Annotated in this window: 15 protein-coding genes and 1 tRNA gene; 8 read left to right on the top strand and 8 right to left on the bottom strand. The window is 41.5% G+C overall.

The features are described 5' to 3' along the window. Nucleotides 1–114 precede the first annotated feature (114 nt). Both L0657_RS06840 and L0657_RS06835 read left to right on the top strand, forming a co-directional pair. Entirely contained in the window at nucleotides 115–294 is a 180-nt protein-coding gene (locus L0657_RS06840) for a DUF6597 domain-containing transcriptional factor (RefSeq protein ID WP_235149671.1), read from the top strand. Nucleotides 295–321: 27 nt separating this feature from the next. Beyond that, a complete protein-coding gene (locus L0657_RS06835) occupies nucleotides 322–720 on the top strand; it encodes a VOC family protein (protein ID WP_235149670.1) in 399 nt (132 codons plus the stop codon). 87 nt (nucleotides 721–807) lie between these two features. Here L0657_RS06835 and L0657_RS06830 read toward each other — a convergent pair. Then, nucleotides 808–899: transfer RNA gene (locus L0657_RS06830), tRNA-Arg, on the bottom strand. A 161-nt stretch (nucleotides 900–1,060) separates the two neighbouring features. On the opposite strand from L0657_RS06830, the gene L0657_RS06825 reads away from it, so the two are divergent. Further along, a complete protein-coding gene (locus L0657_RS06825) occupies nucleotides 1,061–2,671 on the top strand; it encodes a tyrosine-type recombinase/integrase (protein ID WP_235149669.1) in 1,611 nt (536 codons plus the stop codon). Nucleotides 2,672–2,697: 26 nt separating this feature from the next. Here L0657_RS06825 and L0657_RS06820 read toward each other — a convergent pair whose 3' ends face one another. Beyond that, entirely contained in the window at nucleotides 2,698–2,964 is a 267-nt protein-coding gene (locus L0657_RS06820) for a hypothetical protein (protein WP_235149668.1), read from the bottom strand. Nucleotides 2,965–3,366: 402 nt separating this feature from the next. Here L0657_RS06820 and L0657_RS06815 point away from each other — a divergent pair, with 402 nt between their 5' ends. Together L0657_RS06815 and L0657_RS06810 are read left to right on the top strand one after the other, a co-directional pair. Next, nucleotides 3,367–4,413, top strand: coding sequence for a RelA/SpoT domain-containing protein (locus tag L0657_RS06815; protein WP_235149667.1), 1,047 nt, complete (start codon nucleotides 3,367–3,369; stop codon nucleotides 4,411–4,413). Nucleotides 4,414–4,548: 135 nt separating this feature from the next. Continuing rightward, complete coding sequence (locus tag L0657_RS06810; protein WP_235149666.1) at nucleotides 4,549–5,052, top strand: hypothetical protein; 504 nt, start codon at nucleotides 4,549–4,551, stop codon at nucleotides 5,050–5,052. A 45-nt stretch (nucleotides 5,053–5,097) separates the two neighbouring features. Here L0657_RS06810 and L0657_RS06805 read toward each other — a convergent pair whose 3' ends face one another. Together L0657_RS06805 and L0657_RS06800 are read right to left on the bottom strand one after the other, a co-directional pair. Continuing rightward, entirely contained in the window at nucleotides 5,098–5,610 is a 513-nt protein-coding gene (locus L0657_RS06805) for a glycoside hydrolase family 108 protein (protein ID WP_235149665.1), read from the bottom strand. 150 nt (nucleotides 5,611–5,760) lie between these two features. After that, nucleotides 5,761–6,123 carry a hypothetical protein gene (locus L0657_RS06800; protein WP_235149664.1) on the bottom strand — a complete coding sequence of 121 codons (363 nt, stop codon included), beginning with the start codon at nucleotides 6,121–6,123 and terminating at the stop codon, nucleotides 5,761–5,763. A 105-nt stretch (nucleotides 6,124–6,228) separates the two neighbouring features. On the opposite strand from L0657_RS06800, the gene L0657_RS06795 reads away from it, so the two are divergent. The 3 genes from L0657_RS06795 to L0657_RS06785 are packed head-to-tail and all read left to right on the top strand — an operon-like array spanning nucleotide 6,229 to nucleotide 7,601. Further along, nucleotides 6,229–6,729 carry a hypothetical protein gene (locus L0657_RS06795; protein WP_235149663.1) on the top strand — a complete coding sequence of 167 codons (501 nt, stop codon included), beginning with the start codon at nucleotides 6,229–6,231 and terminating at the stop codon, nucleotides 6,727–6,729. Between the two features lie 19 nt (nucleotides 6,730–6,748). Further along, nucleotides 6,749–7,168, top strand: a complete 420-nt coding sequence (locus L0657_RS06790; protein WP_235149662.1) for a helix-turn-helix transcriptional regulator — start codon at nucleotides 6,749–6,751, stop codon at nucleotides 7,166–7,168. A 4-nt stretch (nucleotides 7,169–7,172) separates the two neighbouring features. Further along, a complete protein-coding gene (locus L0657_RS06785) occupies nucleotides 7,173–7,601 on the top strand; it encodes a hypothetical protein (protein WP_235149661.1) in 429 nt (142 codons plus the stop codon). A gap of 91 nt (nucleotides 7,602–7,692) precedes the next feature. On the opposite strand, the gene L0657_RS06780 is transcribed toward L0657_RS06785, so the two are convergent. Genes L0657_RS06780 through L0657_RS06765 form a run of 4 tightly spaced genes read right to left on the bottom strand, consistent with a single transcriptional unit; the run spans nucleotide 7,693 to nucleotide 18,621 of the window. Continuing rightward, a complete protein-coding gene (locus L0657_RS06780; protein WP_235149660.1) occupies nucleotides 7,693–15,360 on the bottom strand; it encodes a hypothetical protein in 7,668 nt (2,555 codons plus the stop codon). After that, entirely contained in the window at nucleotides 15,360–17,930 is a 2,571-nt protein-coding gene (locus L0657_RS06775) for a tape measure protein (RefSeq protein ID WP_235149659.1), read from the bottom strand. The genes L0657_RS06780 and L0657_RS06775 overlap by 1 nt, the downstream gene beginning before the upstream one ends. Beyond that, nucleotides 17,927–18,304 carry a hypothetical protein gene (locus L0657_RS06770; protein WP_235149658.1) on the bottom strand — a complete coding sequence of 126 codons (378 nt, stop codon included), beginning with the start codon at nucleotides 18,302–18,304 and terminating at the stop codon, nucleotides 17,927–17,929. Before L0657_RS06770 ends, L0657_RS06775 begins: the two co-directional genes overlap by 4 nt. Beyond that, nucleotides 18,250–18,621 (bottom strand): hypothetical protein, encoded by a 372-nt coding sequence (locus L0657_RS06765; RefSeq protein ID WP_235149657.1) that lies wholly within the window; start codon nucleotides 18,619–18,621, stop codon nucleotides 18,250–18,252. The genes L0657_RS06770 and L0657_RS06765 overlap by 55 nt, the downstream gene beginning before the upstream one ends. Between the last annotated feature and the right edge of the window lie 46 nt (nucleotides 18,622–18,667).

Below are 18,667 nucleotides of genomic sequence, written 5' to 3'. Positions count from 1 at the left end.
TGGAGGTTTTGATACCAGGCAGCATTTTTTGACTTGCAATCACTATTAATCCTTTTCGCCTTGACCAAATTGACCTGGTTAATAATTTTGAGATACTTGATATGATTCACTTTTATGAGTTATATCCAATTTCAACCGCACCCCAAGCTGACACCCTTTATCGACGGCTGCTGGAAAGTAACAGGAGTTGGCCCGGAGCTGAAAACTCAAAAGATTTTACCGGATGGATGTGTAGATATTATTTTGAATATAGGTGATGACCCAGCCCGGTCTTACATTTGTGAAACAATTTAATCATTTCACAACCAACACAACTTCTTAATGATGATCAAATTTGCATATACTATTTTGTACGTCACAGATGTGGCTTCTTCAATTTCATTTTACGAAACGGCTTTCGGTTTACAACGAAGGTTTATTTCTCCGGACCAAGATTATGCTGAGCTGGTAACGGGAGAAACCACGATCTCTTTTGCATCAAAGGATTTGGCAAACACAAATCTGTCGGAAGGCTTTATTGAAAGTAATTCAGCTTCCAAACCTTTCGGTATTGAAATAGGATTTGCCGTTGATGATGTGGAGCAAACTTTAAATGACGCTTTAAAAGCCGGAGCGCTTTTGGTAGAAAAACCAAAAACAAAACCATGGGGACAAACGGTAGCTTACGTAAAAGATATTGATGGATTTTTGATCGAAATTTGTACGTCGATGGAGGGGTGATTGCGGAATTTTAAAACCAGAACTTTTGATAGCCACCGTATGCATATAAAAAAGCACTTAGCAAAGCTCGCTAAGTGCTTGATTTTCTGGTGATCCCGTTGTGATTCGAACACAAGACCTACTACTTAGAAGGCAGTTGCTCTATTATTTTCAGTTAATTTAGGCCAAAGAACCATATCTCCAACTACTTGATTAATAGCATATTTTAAAATTTATTAGCGTTCTGTTGATTAACATTATACTTACATTGTATACATTTACATTGTTAGTTTCATTGTTAGTACATTGTTAGTCTCAGATGAAGAAACCTTCTATCTCCATTTACTTCGACAACCGTAATATGCCAGCTGATTCATATCAGGTAAAATGGTCGGTGTATTTCGATTCAAAGCAGAAACAATACGCCTCCGGTAAAATCGTCACTGAAAAGGAGGTCGCATTCTTGAAGCAAAATAAAACCGGTCTATCCGGCCGCGTAAAAGATGATTATCTCCGAGAGCTCTGGCATAAGATCTACGGTGACGGACATACCGATGAGGTCACAGGCAAATATATACCGAGTGTATTAACTATCGGTAGAAATGCTGCAAAACAAATCGAGGATTATTTTTCGTTTGAAATCTTCGCCAGGGTAATTGCGGGCGACTTTAAACCTGAGACGAAAGCAACAGTTGATGCGGACCTCATCAAGGCTCTTGAAAATAAAGCTATCGAACTCATAGCCGAAGGCGACATGAGTAACGGAAACCTCTTTAACTCAGCAGCAATGAGCTTACGTCGCTATACATTGTACGCTAAGCTAGCTAAGTCCATCGAAACAGCTAAACTACCTATTCCAGTTGTAACAGCTAAATTCCTCCGCCTTTATGAAAAATGGATGTTGGTAAAAGGCAAGGCGCCGCAAAAGAAGGACGGAGAAGAGAAGCCGGCCAGCATAACCACAGTCGCGATATACATAGCCCGGATCCGGAAGATATTTAATGATGCCAAAAGAGCAAAGATTATAAAAGATGAGGACTATCCCTTCGGAGACCAGGGCTACAAGATTCCGGAAGTATTGAATAAGAAGAAGGCACTCTCTGATGAAGTGCTATTGAAGATATTTAATTACCAGTGCAAACTGGGCAGCTCCCGGGATAAGTGGAAGGATATGTGGCTATTTATCTACCTTGGCAATGGATTAAATACAGTAGATCTTTGTAAAATAAAACATAAAGATGTTCATTACAAAAACGCAGAGATTACATTCTTCCGTGATAAAACCATGGAGACGAAGAGAGAAGGCATGTCTAAAATTTCGATAGCCCTGTTGCCTGAGCTTTTAAACATTATAGAAAAATGGAAAACTGATGACAAGGATCCGGAATCATTCCTCTTTCCGTTCCTTCCCAAAAATGTTACTCCTCAGCAGGAAAAGCCACTTGTTAACCAGGTAACAAAAAATATCAATCTTCACATGAACAAAATTGCCAACGAGCTTGGCATCGAAGGAAAGATTAATACCTATGAAGCTCGGCACAGCTTTGCCACCTCACTATTGAGGTCAGAAGCTCCACTGACATTCATTTCAAGATCCCTAGGACACGGTAGCTTGAAGACAACCCAGAAGTACCTTGGGTCTTTTGAAGATATTTCAACTAAACGATTTATAAAGGATTTAGTACCCAAGAATCTTACAGCTGATTCTGCCGAGGAAGCATTTCTAAAACACAAAGCACAACAGTGTATAGAGAAGTTCCCCGCAATTCTGAGTGAACGCATGACAACTCAAATAGATGGCTCAAAGATTGAGGAGAATGCTCCCCTATCAGAATGGATAAAGTACTTTTGCAAGTGGGAAAATACAGTTGAGGGTAGCGACTTTTGGTTTGAAGTGTGGCTGCTATATAAGGAGCATGGCAATGAATTGCCTAATCAATCTTTATTGCAGCTCCTAAATAAACTGGCGTGATAAACAGTCGATTTGCAAGAACAAGTCTAAGTCAAAACCTTATCAAACGACTCCTTCCTGAAAAGCCTATTTCTTTTTGGATCTGTTTTTCTTAAAGTGAACCAATAGCTGTTCCCTTCTTTTTTTATCTCATTTCTGAAAAATGTTAGATCTCGATGCTTGTAGAATGCTAATGATGCCTTCATGAAACCAATAGCATCATCTAACCCTTCTCCGGGGTCAGCAATCAATTCCTGACGCGTTCCGTCTCTCCACAGCTTATGGTCTGGGTATGATTCATCTCTTTTCGACATATACTTTTTAGTTTGATGATTTCAGATTTACTATTATGTACTATTCCATAACTAATGCAGCCACTCATCTTGATGTTCTACATCATAGATGTGCGCTATACAAGACTCAACGTATTCAGCAGTTTTGCCAAGCTGATCCCGGCAAGATTGCCGAAGAGTATCAGAATCCGATGGCGACAAAAGTATTTTCTCGATGACATTATTTGCGGAGCTATTTTTTTCAAGTAGCGTTACCTGAATCCTGGTCTGATCAATCCAATCTGTATCTGCTCGCTCCAATATCTCTGGATAATTAATTTCTTTGAAGAAAGAATCATCCTGAGCTACAAACAAAATACCAGAACAGGAAGTAAATAGTTTAGATCGGTTACTTTAATCTGAAATCTACAAACCCTCCGCTTTATGTTTCCAGAAAAATTAATAAGTCAAGAAGAGTTTTTTGCAAAGTTTCCAAACAGCCGGGAAAATTTCGAGAAGTCTGGACTTGAATGGAATATGCTTGAAGACATTTATACTGACTATTTCCCGAGAGTTCCCTACCTAACTGACGTGGCTAAAGAAATGATGAATCATATTCTGGAAAATGATATCGTCCACACAGCTAAGTTCAGGGTTAAAGATCCCGAGCATTTAGTAGAAAAGATAATCAGAAAGAAAGTTAAAGACCCGCATGTTGTAATTAATGTTGGCAACTATACTTCTCAAATAACAGATTTAATTGGCGTCAGAATTCTTCATTTGTTCAAAAAGGACTGGAAACCACTTTTTGATCATATTAAGGGGAATTTCGACTGCAATAATCCGGTAATAGCAAACGTCCGAGATGGAGACTCCCAAGACTTATTGGATGAATATAAAAACAACGATGTAACAATAAAAAAGCATGATAAAGGTTATCGGTCTATTCACTATGACGTAAAAATTGAAAACGAAGGTGTTCCATATATAGCTGAATTTCAGGCGCGTACAATCAATGAGGAAGCATGGAGCGAGGTTGATCATACAATTCGATATCCATATCATCAAGATGATCCAGAATTAAAGGCTTACTCGATGATTCTAAATAGAATATCAGGACTTGCAGATGAAATGGGCACATTCGCCAGTGGTCTAAAGGATGTAATAGACAAAAGGCAAGAGTCAATTAATGATGAAAAGCAAAAATTGGAGTCCCTTATTGGTGAACTTGATAAGGTTCTTGCTGAATCAGAGGGAGATTTTGTTAGAACATCAATAGTTGCTGAAGTTCTTGGTAAAATAAGGTCAACACAGGAAGTTATAACCGAATTAGAGGCATATGACCGAGATGCAGAGCTGGCTGAATATATAGTAAGTGGAGCAAAAAAAGCCAATACTATTGTCCCGAAATTTATAAGTGTCGTTTTCGGAAGTGGCAATTTGTCAGATCGAGTCTATGAAAAAATCCATGAGATAATGAGAAACCAATAATACCCGACTTGAGATTGTTAAGTATACTTATTTTGATAATAGTTAACTTTGTAGATAACTAAATCAATAAATAATATGATATAAACAATTAAGCTTTTCGCTGAAAATGATTTTTCGAGTTTCAGAAGCGAAAAATTGGAAGAAATTAAATATGAAGTTAGTAAAATCTCAGATAGTGAAATTGAAAATCCGATACTTTCGGAGTTAACAAAGAGGATTAAAGAGCGAGTCCATATTTATTTCCCGGAGTTAGACTACTCTGACATATCAGCAAAAGAGGAGAAAATAGGGGGGCAAAAGATTATTGTTTATCACATACCATATACCGGTGACGCGAGTCTGTTGAAGATTCGATCGTCGATTAGAACGTACAATTCGTCCGGAGAAATTGAAGCTGACCCTGATAAAAAGGTACTTATTGTTAAAATTGTAAATGGAGGAGATGATAAGAAAATTATAAGCGATTTTAACTCTATTGTAAACATTTTGAAGGAAAATACAATTAATCTTAAACGAGATCTGCAGGATTACAACAATGATTTTGATAACTATATTGATCAAATAATTTCGAGTCGGATAGCTAAAATTAAGAGAACAGAAGGGATAATAAATAAACTAGGAGTTCGCATTAGGAAGTAGTTAATAAGGGAGGCGGTAAGCCTCCCTTATTCATATCCTGTCACGTCAACTCTTAAAGCACAATTCCGTTACCGCTAAATTCCTTTTCATCCAGCCATAAAAATACTTACGCTTAACCGGATATTTAATGACAACGGCATTATAGTGATCAATACGACCCTGAGCATATTGCCAGGGTGTAGTCTTTGATGCAGCATTTAACGTTGCCGGGCCAAAAATCCCATCCTGTTTTAATTCCACAATCTTTTGAAGTAATACGCGGGCAGTTTGCTGACCTGCATTTACAGCGAAGTCAAGCACATGCAGTCGTATTTGTGGCGGCAAATATTCAGCTTTTACAGCATTCCAGAAGTCACGGCGGTAGATTGTATAGATTTCAGCATCTGTAAGCTTCTCGATGTCCAAATCAGGATATGAACCCGCGCTTATCCGCTTCTTTGTGCCTTTGAGGATTCCTTTGCCAATAACTCCCGATGTCCAGTTGCCTGAATCATCAGGATCTTTGGTAAAACCTCCTTCTTTATCGGTCACATGATCAATAGCTTGTTCAAATGTCATGAAAATAGTGTGAATTGCAGTAAATAAAGCCACTTCACCAGCTTAAAAGACAGGTAAAGCAGTGTCGATGCGATTATGATAAACGAAGCGGTGTAATGCCACTTAACGCGTCCCTGATAAGGCAAACTATGGTAATATTCAGTATCACCTTCAACATAGACCCAGCAGTGGCCTCCGTTCTTCCAGTTTTTTGAAGTCTATCAGGTTCAGCGTTCCTGCCAATCCAAGCCCGAGAGGAGTTGCTTTGCCAATAATCCAGTTTTTGCCAGCTGCTGAACTTACCTTCTCTGAGCCTTGTCCATAATGATAGCCGCCCTTCTTAATGAACCAATCGTTAAGCATAGTTCCGTAGGCCACACTGCCGAATATATCCAAAGCGCGCGCTCCTTTACCAAAAGCGTTATCAACGTACTTAAATCCAGACTTATATCGGAAAGCACCGACAACCGAGTGAGTAATTCCAGGAATTGAAAGAGCTTTGCTTAGAAGAACTTTCGCTATAAATCTTACCATTAAATAACTCTTCGCACTATTACTTTACGCTTTTTGTTAAACATTATAGATTTACCACATCGAATACATACATTTGCAGACTTTACCGAATGAAAATACACTAATGTGCAGTACGAACTCGTTAAATCGAAGCTTTCAGGGGATGCCGCCACTATTTATTCAATAAAATTAGAAGGGGAAAAGGTGACTCAGTTCGAAAAATTTCTATCGAAATATTATTCTGATTACAAAACTGAAATTAACTCCATTGTGTCTCGATTAAAAGTAATTGGGAACGATACTGGGCTACGATTGGGATTTTATAAGGAAAATGAGGGAGCCTTGCTTGATGGTGTCTGCGCTCTATTTGATAGTCCAAATAAAGAATTAAGAGTATATTTCTTGAAAAATGGTAAAGACAATATAATATTGGGTGGCGGTGGTCCCAAATCGAAGGCGATAAGGGCATATCAGGAGGATGAAATATTAGATAAAGAAGCTAATATTATTAAACAACTTTCGAAGGACTTGACGCAACGAATTAAAGCAGGTGATATTTTTTATTTATCGAATGGTGAGTTTGGGGGGAGACTCAACTTTATTGACTTAAATGATGATGAGGAATAACCTTTAAAAATAAACTAAAATGTCAATAGAAGAAATAATTTACAGCCAAATACCAGATTTGGAAAAAGAAAGCGCGAAAACGCAGATGATAATATCTTCAAGAATAGACGATATTATGGCTGATAAGTCATTAAGCATCCCGGAATTTGCGGCCTTAGTAGATAAAGATGTGGACACAGTTCACGATTGGTTAAGTGGAGGTCATGTTTTTGACACCAATGAACTAACGTTAATAGCGATGGCTTTTAATTGCAAGATTTCAAATTTGCTATCTGTTAAAATCCATTCTCATAAATATAATTTCAATAAGAAAGAGACAACACCATTACTCGACCTAAATGAGTTTTTTGAGCAATTTGCGCCACAAAAAATTCATTTGGAAACAACAAAGAGATATAGTGCAGTTGGAAAAATGGATATGGAATTCGATTTAAATTAAATATATGCCTGATTTTAACTATCATTTAGGGAAAATCCAGATTTTATCCTTGTTTTTAAGTCCTGAAATAAATCGTGTTAACAGCGATAACTTAGTGCTTAATTATGGCATTAACGTCGATAATAGAGTAAGTGAGCAGATACTGGAAGGAAAAGAGTTCATCAACTCTCATGTATCTATAACGATTTCCTACGAGAAGGAGAACTTAGTTATCTTTGAAGTATCTAATATTTTTAACATTGAAGGTCTCAAAAACGCTGTAACCACAGACGACACAGGCAAGCACTTAATTCCAATAGACATTCTTGATAAAGTTGCATTAGTATCTATCTCAGTCACGAGAGGATTGCTTTTCTCGAACTTAAGAGGAACAAAATTACATAACGCCATACTTCCACTCGTTGAGTTGAATCAGGAACCCGAACCTTTGTAGTTTTGCATACATATTGCAGACACAAAAACCGGAATAGCTAAAAGCCAGACCGGTTAAAAGTGATACTATAATGATATCAATATGATATTTGTTATGAAGGTGTTGTTGCATTATCTATTCTTAGCCAGTTACCTCCGCTTGCTACATATGCCCCTCCCGTTGAGCCGGACGGGGAGTCCGTTTGCCACACCATCAATCCGTCTGCGGGACTAACTATTGCCAACTTTTGCGCTCTTGTCATTCTGGGTAGTAAAAATCCTTGCGTTGTTGATGTTATTTGAAGAGCAGCACTAGGATCTAACCCCCCTCCTCCAATTAGTGTATTGTATAAGTAGGTGATATTGCCAGGGGCGCAAGTAAAACCACTTGCATAAACTCGGGAATACGTATAAATTTCACCTTGCACAGATAATTGCGCACTACCAATACTTGATGTTCGCCCAATTGAAACATTACCAGACGCTCTGTATATATCGCTCCCAGAAACACTCCAATTACTTCCGCCTCCACTTGATCCAATGTTTGGATTACTGTTTAAATTGTAAGTATTGCCATTAAAAGTTATCTGCGCACCGTTGCTTAAATATTGGCCTGCGTGGTTCCCCCAAGAGTAAGCAGTTTGGCCGTTATTTATTCGGTAGTCGTTCCCTTGTGCAACTTCGCCAGATCCTGAACCAAATAAAACATATAATGTCCGGTCTGCATAAAGGTTCCCGCCGCCATAAAGACCTGTTCCAGCTGCTATAATACGCGAACCAGGAACACGGTCAATTGCGTCAATATAAGCCTTATTGTAATACAGCCCGTTGTGATCACCCCATGTATATGCAGTCTGACCATTGTTGATTCTGCTATCATTCCCCTGCGCGGAAGTTCCGGCAGATGTTCCATAAATTACAGCAAATGAACGGTCTGCATACAAGTTGCCTCCGCCCGAAAGTCCGGTCCCTGCACTTATGATTCTATTTCCAGGCACTCTGTCTATCGCATCAATGTATGTCTTGTTATACGCATCAGTTATACCATACCCTGCCAGATCGGTTGGCTTGCTGGTAAGGGAGGCAAAAGTATGCGTGTGACTTATTGGTGCATATCTTCCATCTGCATACCCGAGTGTCAACAAATGGTTTGATGCTGTTGGATTAACGCCGGCCACCACCTGGGAGAATGTCAATAATCCACTTGATCTTGTTATTGAAAAAATATTCCCAAGAAATGCACCATTATCAGCAAATCTGGAAAAGTACATATCAGAGCCTGCGTTACCACTACTCTCTGCACCGAGTTTAGATAACTCCCACCTTGCAGTAGTTCCGTTTTTCCAGGCATACCCATAGGCTGTAACAGCGTTCGGCGCTGCATTACTTTCAAAGTTAACTGCGGCATGGGTTCCGGATGTTGTGATCCTTCCTGAGGTTTCGGCCATGATACTGTTAACCGCTGTCGTTGAAGTCCCAAACTTCATAATCTGACCAGCAGTGCCCGATATTGCCGCACTTAAAGCATAGCCCGCAAGTGCATGATTCCCCCATGTAAATGCAGTTTGACCGTTCAGTATTCTACTATCATTTCCTTGCGCCGAAGTGCCAGATGATGTGCCGTAAAGAACCGAAAAGCTTCTATCTGCATACAGGTTACCTCCCCCTAATAATCCAGTTCCAGCGGAGATTATCCTAAATCCAGGAACCATATCCAAGGCATCAATATAGGCCTTTGAATAATATAGTCCGGCATGATTCCCCCATCCGAAAGCAGTGTTCCAGTTTGCCGAGTTGTCAGTAATGTAGGAGATTACCCCACCCGTTGACTTAACTAGCCCCGTCCCGGTTAGTGCAGGGCTTTTTGCGTCCAATGCGGCTTGCAGTCCGGTTATCGTGCTGATGGCCTGCATGCCGGTATGATTTACCCTATCAAGATAATAAGCTCCATGCTGTGAATCCAGGTAATCAGAGTTAAAATTCGACACCAGCGACGTTGAATTAACGACCATTGGCGCGCCAGAGGTGCGGTCACTTATGAAAGATAGCGAAGTTCGAATATTACCGCCAACATGCAATAATTCAGACGCAGCGACAGATCCAAGCCCGATACCAACTAAGCCCGTCCTGGTTATTGTAAAGCGGAAATTGGTATTATCCGAAAGAGAAAAACCGCCGTCTAAAAAACCGGAATATCCAGGGCCGTTTGCATTTACATACCAGACATTTGATCCGATTGCAGAAGTGTTGCTAAGAAGCAAAGATGCAGCAGTACCCGTGCCAGATTCCGCACCAGACACATGCAGTCGTCCGCCTGGTGAAGATGTCCCAATACCAACGCGCGTACCGCTATCGTACATCAACCCAATTCCCAATCCGGCAGACGTATATTTCGCATAATAATTTAACGTTCCAGAATATCCGGTTGCGTTAATTTTTGCTTCCAGTTTCCCGAATGCGGATAGCACCGTATCGGTTGGCGATAATGCTGCGTTTGTTCCGATTGCATACCCAGTCAAAGGCGTAGCTCTTACCCACGCTTCAATATCTGGCCTTTTAAGGTTGAATGCGGTTATAAAAAAAGACGAAAAATAAGAAGGGAAGTTTACATAAGACATGTAATTTACATTCGTCCAGGATTGACTTGCACCCCTATACCAGGCACCGGTCGATCCGCCTGACTTTCTTCTCCACCAGAAAGAATCTTCAACTGTTTCGGATCCTACGGTTTGAAAATGGGATGATCCGTTTCGGGATACTGTGCTTACAAATCCATTATTTGCAAAAGGCCCGTCAATCAGGTTTGTAACATAGAACTGACTTGAATTAATAACTGATGCCAGATTAAAGCTTGCCATTGTATCACTTGCGTATCCAAGGATTGGATTAAGTGATACATACCGACCACCGCCGCCCGTAACCAGCATGTCAATCTGTTTTTGCAGGTCGGCGAATGCTTGCAATACCGAAGTCCCCTCTACAATTGGAGAATTAACTCCGGTAGGAAGACCGACAAGAATCGTGTCAAGCACCCGGATTTCTTCAAAATAAAGATTTTCTTCGCCCTCTGGCAGATCATCCGTTGTCTTTAACCCGAATAGTTCATCAAATATCGCCTGGAAATCTACTGGCTCATATTCGAGATCTTCCGGTTCTTCATCTGTCAACGTGAATTCAGACTGCACTACACCAATCTCAACAGAATTCAGATAAAATGTTGCTTTTACAACAAATTCACCAAGGTCATCAATTGGTATTAACGTTCCGTCCGCAATGCTGCGCAGAAACCGGATGCCGTCTATATTAGTACCTACAACGTAGGCCATATCATCGGATGGAAGCTCTGTAACAATCTCTGTGTGCTCAAAATAAGTAACACAATCAGGATTTGCCACAGTTCGAAGCCATATTCCATCCTTCGACAATTCTATTTTTACGGCATTAAACAACTCGCCATTGAAGCTGCGAGCCGAAGCGCTCCAAAATTCAGGTAAGGGCAACACATAACTACGCCCCTGTTTTGGCATATTTGCGTCAATGACAGTAATGCCAATACCGCCGCTTTGCTTAATCGAAATAAACCGAAGCCCTGAATAATCCTCAGGTCCAAGCGGAACACGGAAAGAAACATCTGCCTGCTGAATGGCGACAACTACCCCAGCTTTACGGTAAATAACTTTTACCCGGACTTTGGAAGGCGCGCGGTGCAGCTTGCCAAGATCCAAAGATGTAAGGTTTCCAAACAAAAGCGTTTCAGCCTTATCTTCTCCCTCAGCATACTTTACAACTTGTGGCAGGTTGGTATACAAAAACAAGTCAACCTCAACCGCAGATCCTGACGTTGTATCAAAGAAAAGATCCTGCTTTTCGTCAAAGTCAATAAGCGCGCCGCCTTCATCAACCGGTAGTAGTATATTGAAATTGTAGTTATCCGGAATATCAACCTCTGTGTTATTCAGAGGAAGATCCTCTAAAACATCAAAGTTGATTGAATTATCGCGCGCTGTTACGAGTTGAATTCCGGGACCAGGTAAAACCTCTGCTGGTATGATTGTCCAGGTAGCAAGACGCTGATAGACGGGAACACCAGCGTTTTCAATATCGATCAGAAGGTCATACTTGCCAGATTCGGCAGGAACGATCTCATCAAACAGATTATATTCGCCTTCCTCGGCGGCCGGCGTGACAGGAATCTCTTTAACAAGAACCTGAACGCCGTCTTTTGAATACGTAAGCGTTATTTTAGTGTGAGGCAGCTCTGAAACAATAATTTTCGGATCAAAGCTGACAGGCTTTTTAAATGCACTCTTACCGCTTGGATCAATAACGCCTATAACCTCATCTTTTGTCGAATCCCACAGCTCAGCAGAAAGCTTTGAAAGATATTCGTCATCATAAAGCGTAAATGGTATTACATCCTCTGTAACAAGGCGTGTTCCGCGTAACGACCTGAGAATATATTTGTACTGCCCGACCTCTGTGTCAATCCCGTCCGTATCCGGAAACATCAGGTATGTACCAAGATTTGTTTCTGTTACAGAAATAACCTTAGTTTCATTTACCGCATCCCCGGAAGGCCCGCCGCCAACAAGTGATCTTTCGACCTTATCATGAAAACCGGTAACAACAGATTCAATATCTATTTTGCCCGGATTCTCAAATGATCCCGGAATAACACCAAGTACACCCGGGCCATCCACACCACGATCAAGAAGATTATGTTTAAGTACGGTTTTCTTGATGCAGGCAAGCGTTATCTCCTCAACATGTATTCTGCCTATGGCGTCTGTCATTTCAAGCGTCAGATACCGCGTTTCGATTTTAACCGGTTTTCCTGTTACCGAAACTTCACCAAAAACAACAGACTGATCAGAAACCCACTCAGGTTTCCCCATGATCCGGTAAGTAAGGTGCTCATACACCAAGTCTTCCGGCATGTAATCCATGATTACAAAACCATCTGTCGTCTGTTTTCCTACTTCGAAGAATAGAGTAGGTAATGGCGGGTCGAAGACTGGCGGCCATGCTTCGATGAATTCTTCGTTTTCCTCAACCAGAATGGGCACTCTGAATTCAATCTTAGTTTCAGACTCCTCATCATACGCTGTGAGCGTAAGATAATAGTCTCCGACCTTTGGGGCCAAGGCCGTGGCCGTCACTTCCAGTTTATCGAAAAGAACTTCACTAACCCAGGTCGGCTTGTCGACAACAGACAGTATCAGAGTTTCCGGATCAAACATATCCTCTTCTTCCTGATCCTCATTTTGCTCAGTGAAAAGTTGGTTGATAAAATCCAGTAAATTAATAACCTCTGTACTTTCTTCTGCAACGACATACGTTAATGGATCAATATCAACGAACATGGCACCTTGCCGGCCATTGTTCAAAGCAATCTCTTCCAGCTCTTCATTTGTAAGTGCTACATCTTCGGCACTTATCCGGCCATTCGTACTGTCAGATTTGCTTGGGTAGTATCCGTCTCCTTGTCCTGGTATTAAATTTAATGTGCCTTGCCCTGGAATGTATGAATCTTGTCGGAGCTCCTCAGACGGTATCTCTTCATATCTAACTTCAACAGCTGTTATTTTAGCAACACGCGTTATATCATTGTAAGAAAAACGGGTGATTTTCAGACGCATATTCCCTTTGTCAGCCAATACCAGTGTATGTAGATAAGATATTTCGGGAGTATTGCCCGTGATCAATATCTCACCTTCAATCACTCTTAGCGGTCTACTTGTTAGGCAGAGCCTATCTAGCATCATAGCGCGGTAAATACTAAGACTTTCACTTAGCGCCGTTCTTCGTTTCCAGGATTTTGTATTCTCATTCGAACCAGGTTTTGTTAGAGATCCGGTAAACCAGGGATTGTAATCTCCGGTAATGAGATTAATAGTTTCCGCCTCTTCCTCTGTTGGCGCGCCACGTTCAAGCGTAGTGGCGTATCTCGAAGATTCCGCAGTAGGGACAAACCCTTCAACAGTTCCACGAAGATTGTAAACTTTGTACCAGTCTCCGCTTTTATTATCACCGATCGCAATTTTATAAAACCGTACAAGTACAGTGTCATAAATTGCTGGATCATTGATAAATCTGGAACTTACAAGATTGTTCCTATCTACCGGGATGGTAACTTCATACGTTCCTTTCTTAGTATTGTTTCTAACATTGATAACATTCCAGTTTTTACCCGTTGCTGCCTGTGAGCCGCCAGTGTTGGCAATACGAGATATTACGAGGTCTCCATTTTCAACAATAACACCGTTCGCCCCTCCGACTTTTCTCACCTGGCCTGCAGGCACTCCGGTAACGATATAGGTCCAGTTAGGCGTAGTGCCATTGGGGTAATTCGGATTGCCTGAAACATCCAGATTCCCCACATAAATAAGGCCTTCTCGATCAACCGGAGGCACGCGGATTAAATGGAATTCCTCTTGGGTTTCAGTATCTCCTACACCGAAGTTTAACCAGCGGTCAGGTGCGTCGGATTTCCATGAACTATGCAGCCTGATGGAAATAAGAACATCGCTCGAATTTGGAGCCGTTTCATAATCAAAGGAGACTGTTAAGTTCTTATCACCTTTAACAATTTTCCCCGCCGAACTTTCTACCCATTGAGCTGGTTCGAGTTCGGTATATTTATTTCTTGCAGCAAGTATTTGGGCACCAAGTGGATTGGCCCCCGTTGCTATTAGAACGATAATTTTAAACCATGGCTTCTTCTTTTTCTTACGGTACGGTTCAGGAGATTTGCCATTGATCTTTAAAATTGAAGCTGTTACTCCTTCACCGCCGAGATAATATCTTTCCCAGCCCGGGTTTCCGTTTGGCATGTGCGTGAAGTCCCACCCTACTAATCCCGAAGAGCTCCAAAGAAACATATTCCCATTTTCAAAAAATGGATTTTGCGTTCCAAGGTCAACTTCGGTCCGGTATTTTGTGATTGGCGCTAATACTCGTTCTTGGGCTCCATCAACTGTGAAAGCATCGGTATCATTGACAATGAAAGTTTGAGGCCACGGCGTTGTCGTCGGTAGAGAACTACCATCCTTTGCATACTCGATATAACTAACCTCATCCCCTGTTGCATGATCAACAATACCCCTGATTACCCAGCGGTTATCCCACTGGGTTAACTCTGCATTATAATGGTTTAGGATATCGTTAATGATAACATCGCAAAAAAGCGCCTCTCCATTGTCATTATAATACCGGGCAACATTAACTTCAAAGGATGACAACCCGTTAAACGCCGGTCCTGTAAAGCTATTTTCCATCATATGTGTAGAAACACGTAATGGAAGATCACTGCCCATTATTGCCAAACACTCCTGAATAATAACCAGTCCTGTTTTCTTAAAAGAAGAATCTGAGTTTACATATTTTTTTTTTGAAAGGTGCGCAAGTCCGCAACTTGCCGTCAAGCTTACAAGGTGTGGCGGCTTGGAATACGCATGAGCTGCATCCCATGGTTCAACCCATCCACTCCACTCAATTTTATTTGTATCAATAATTACAACTTCCAGAAAGAACGTTTTGCGGTCGTAAACAAATTCGGTTAAGTCATAACGTTCCTTAAAAAATAATCCCAGGCGTTTTTGTGAAGTAACAATGGTTTCTTTAAATAAAGAATCTGACGAGCCCTGGCTTTTTTCAACATTGGCATGTGTGACAAACCATTCAGTTATTGGACCTGAATAATCAGCCTTCGAAAACCGAAGTTCTTTTACTTTGCCATCATCTGACTTGTATCTCGCAAAATATTTTAATCCGTATACCATTATATTATGCCGAGGGCTTTATTACGTTGCTCTACTCTTTTAAATTGGATGTACATATCTTCCCCTCGAAGTTTCATTTCAGGAATGAATACATTCCCACCACCAACACCCATGGTTTCTTTTGCTATTTTCTTGAATGAGTCGTGAACCTTGGAGTATGGCGCCACGAGCTCAGGGTTATTTGCCGCGCCTGGATATTCTCCGACTATTGCATTTGTTGGTCCATAAATGGCACCACCGTTGGCTAATTTTGTCCGAGAGGCGGTAGCCATACTCTTACTCATGCTGTTGGTTAGCGTTTGACCAATTGCAACCATGGCAATACCGGCAGGAATTGCAAGAGCGGGTACCGACATTAGCTTTTTAAGTGCAGACCCGCCGATACCAGCAACAATCAAAGCCTTACCCATTTCTTTGAGCATATTTCCAAGAGCGCCCAGAAGTCTTTGACTGAATGTCTCAACCCCACCAACCCCACTAGCTAAGTCTCCCAACATTTCACCGAAGCCAGTTGCCACATTTACCCCCGTTTCTTTGAAAGCTCCTTGAAGTTCACTGTTAAGTTTCGCAGTGGCTGATATAGAATCTTCGTATTTGTTTCTTAAATTATCGAGCGATGAACTCATTTGATCTCCAATCGCCTCCTTAGTCCCGGGAGCTGGGGCGCCTCCTATATTAGCAATGCCCGATATTTCTCCTGCACGACCCTTTAATGCGTCAGCTGATTTTTTACCAGCCAAAGAAGATTGAAACTTGCCAGACCCATCGCCCAACAAATTAGACAACATGCCGGCACTGTTTCCGGATCCGCTGATTGCTTTGATACTAGCGGCGATGTCCCTTATGTCTTCGAGATCCTTCTTTTCCTCGGAAAGAATTTTTTGATATTCCTTTTTACTAGCTGGATCAAATGCGCTTTTTAAAGATTTGCCAGCCGCATCTGCCGCAGGGGGAATTGCATTTAATTCTTCAACAATAGAACTTCTTTGCTTTCTTCGATCGGCAATACTGTCAATACCTTCCGCATTTTGCAATTCTTTTCGGCTTCTCTGTATCTCTGCCTGTAAATCAGTGATTTGCTTCCGCATAACCTCTTTTTCATTCTCTGAGAGTGGGCGCCTCACAGCAACCCCGTTTGATGAGGTTTCATAAGTAATGCCTTCGCCGAGCTGCCTGGATATGCCCGCAATTCTGCTTCTACTAGATCCAATAGATGATAATGCCGCTTCCTTCTGAGTTCGCTGCATTATCTCCAATAACTTCCGTTGTTCGCCTATGAACGTGCGGACTTTGTTAATATTTATATCAACCGCATTCCCATACTTATCAAAGGATGATGCGGCGCCAGGAACAGCCTTAGCGATATCCTCTGTAACTTTTTTGAGTTCGCGCTGTTCATTCCCGCTAAGTTTTGCCTTTGCGGTTAGCTCTTCGTAGCGAGCCATCAGCGGGCCTAGCTTATCTTTAAAACTAGCAACCTTATCAAGTTGATCCGCGGTTTCGGCAGTCTGATTATTAAGAAGAGGCAAAAGCGCAATTAACCCTGATATTGCAGTAGCCGTTGCCACAATTGCAACAACCGGCCATGATATGCCAGCAAATCCGACTGACAACAAAGGCCACAGTTTAATCAATGTACCAACCGCAACGGTTAATGGCGGAATAACCACAGCCATCCCACCAAAAAGCAGAATCGCTTTTTGAGCCTCTGGATTTAATGTCCTGAAATTTGTAGAAAGATTATCTAAGAGCTGACCAATTGCAGTTATTTTGCTGGATGTATTAAAAGCTTTTTCAATACCTTCCCCAATAGTACCTGAGAAAAAAGTAAAACTGTCTGCCACTTGCTCCATAGCGACACCGGCTCCGCCTGCAACTTTCGGTATTTTTTCAAGTCCGGAAACAAAGCCTTCAATGAACTTGTCAATTCCGATCTTATTAAGCTTCTCAGGGTCAATCGCACCAAATTGCTTTTGGATGATATCCATAGCCTGTGGAATTCTTGACGAAAGCTGCCTTAAATCAACCTGATTTATATTTTGAGTTGATTTGAATTGTTTAAGGTTAAGTAGGGCCGGTTCAAGATCAGCAGCGTTACCGCCAGATGCGGCAATGGCATTTGCAAATGATTTAATCGCTCGCTCAGCTAAACCAGCCTCTATTTTAGTCGCTCTTAACCCTATGAGTGTTTTAGCACCATCAAAAACCCCAATATTTGGTTCCTTAGCCAGTCTTCGAACATCATCAAGGGTTGACCCATACAGAGCCAACCCTTTTTCCATTCGCTGTATATCCGCGTAATCTTTGTAAGCTTTACCCGCCGCAAATAGTGCGGGCAATGTGCCCACCAGTGCCATTTTCTTGCCGAGATTAACAAACTCATCTCCTAAACGGGTTAGTCCGCCTCTGAACACTTTTTGTTCAGCATCAGCCTTTTTATAGGCTTGGATAAAATTTGAGTTTATTTCCTTGGTAAAAAGTGAAAATCTTTGACGTGCGTTATCAAGACTTTTAATAAGCCCCGTTTCATCCCCGCCAAGTCTTATATTCGCACCGGCTACATTAGTCATTTTCTGATATTCATTTTAGCCTCCATTTCGGCTTTGTAGTCTGCATCAATTTCTTGTTCGCGAGGCGTGTTGCTTGGCACATCGGGCGACTTTTCGAGCCACTGATCAATAGGTTTAGGAGTCTGCCCAGCCGCTGAGCATCCGCTGGCATATACTACCCATGCTTGGAATTTTGCGATATCCCAAAGGCTCTCCATATTTTTATGGTATCCTTCGCGCATTAGATTGAACTCATAGGGAGTAAGGTCGTTAAGCTCGGAAGGTTGGATTCCCATAGCGCCGGCATCTTTCCACCATTGCCTCCAATCAATCGGCTTTTCTAATTTTTCTGTGTTTCCGCTTGATTCAGCATTTCGGTCGCTCTCTGCACCCATAGATCGAAACGCTGATTGGTAAACCCCAAAGCATTTTGGTAGGCCAATGGAATTAATTGCAATCCATTCTCATCTTTGCAGTTTTCGTACAGATTGAGAAATTCTTCTTCATCTTTCCACTGTCGCAATTTTGGATCAATCCCGTTTTGTATCAGAAATGGGATCACCTCAAAATCAGGCATGGTTGTTCCAATTATATTAAAGCCTGGATGAGATTCCTCAATGCGGCGGCGGGCTAATATTCCAAAGTTGACCTGGTAATCAACCTCACCAAGTTTTAGAGAAACCGAAGTTTCCGAAAATCCTTTATCATTCATAAGTATTCGATTTATGCCATCCCCGATTTACCAGGGATGGTTATGA

The sequence above is a fragment of the Dyadobacter sp. CY345 genome (genome assembly GCF_021502725.1).
Lineage (GTDB): Bacteria > Bacteroidota > Bacteroidia > Cytophagales > Spirosomataceae > Dyadobacter.
This window is presented reverse-complemented; position numbering and strand designations above follow the sequence as displayed.

Coding starts and splice junctions, on each gene's coding strand:
- L0657_RS06840 (WP_235149671.1), top strand. CDS start 115: ATGAGTTATATCCAATTTCAACCGCACCCCAAGCTGACACCCTTTATC.
- L0657_RS06825 (WP_235149669.1), top strand. CDS start 1,061: ATGCCAGCTGATTCATATCAGGTAAAATGGTCGGTGTATTTCGATTCA.
- L0657_RS06835 (WP_235149670.1), top strand. CDS start 322: ATGATGATCAAATTTGCATATACTATTTTGTACGTCACAGATGTGGCT.
- L0657_RS06770 (WP_235149658.1), bottom strand. CDS start 18,304: ATGGGTGCAGAGAGCGACCGAAATGCTGAATCAAGCGGAAACACAGAA.
- L0657_RS06775 (WP_235149659.1), bottom strand. CDS start 17,930: ATGACTAATGTAGCCGGTGCGAATATAAGACTTGGCGGGGATGAAACG.
- L0657_RS06815 (WP_235149667.1), top strand. CDS start 3,367: ATGTTTCCAGAAAAATTAATAAGTCAAGAAGAGTTTTTTGCAAAGTTT.
- L0657_RS06790 (WP_235149662.1), top strand. CDS start 6,749: ATGTCAATAGAAGAAATAATTTACAGCCAAATACCAGATTTGGAAAAA.
- L0657_RS06820 (WP_235149668.1), bottom strand. CDS start 2,964: ATGTCGAAAAGAGATGAATCATACCCAGACCATAAGCTGTGGAGAGAC.
- L0657_RS06800 (WP_235149664.1), bottom strand. CDS start 6,123: ATGGTAAGATTTATAGCGAAAGTTCTTCTAAGCAAAGCTCTTTCAATT.
- L0657_RS06785 (WP_235149661.1), top strand. CDS start 7,173: ATGCCTGATTTTAACTATCATTTAGGGAAAATCCAGATTTTATCCTTG.
- L0657_RS06805 (WP_235149665.1), bottom strand. CDS start 5,610: ATGACATTTGAACAAGCTATTGATCATGTGACCGATAAAGAAGGAGGT.
- L0657_RS06780 (WP_235149660.1), bottom strand. CDS start 15,360: ATGGTATACGGATTAAAATATTTTGCGAGATACAAGTCAGATGATGGC.
- L0657_RS06765 (WP_235149657.1), bottom strand. CDS start 18,621: ATGAATGATAAAGGATTTTCGGAAACTTCGGTTTCTCTAAAACTTGGT.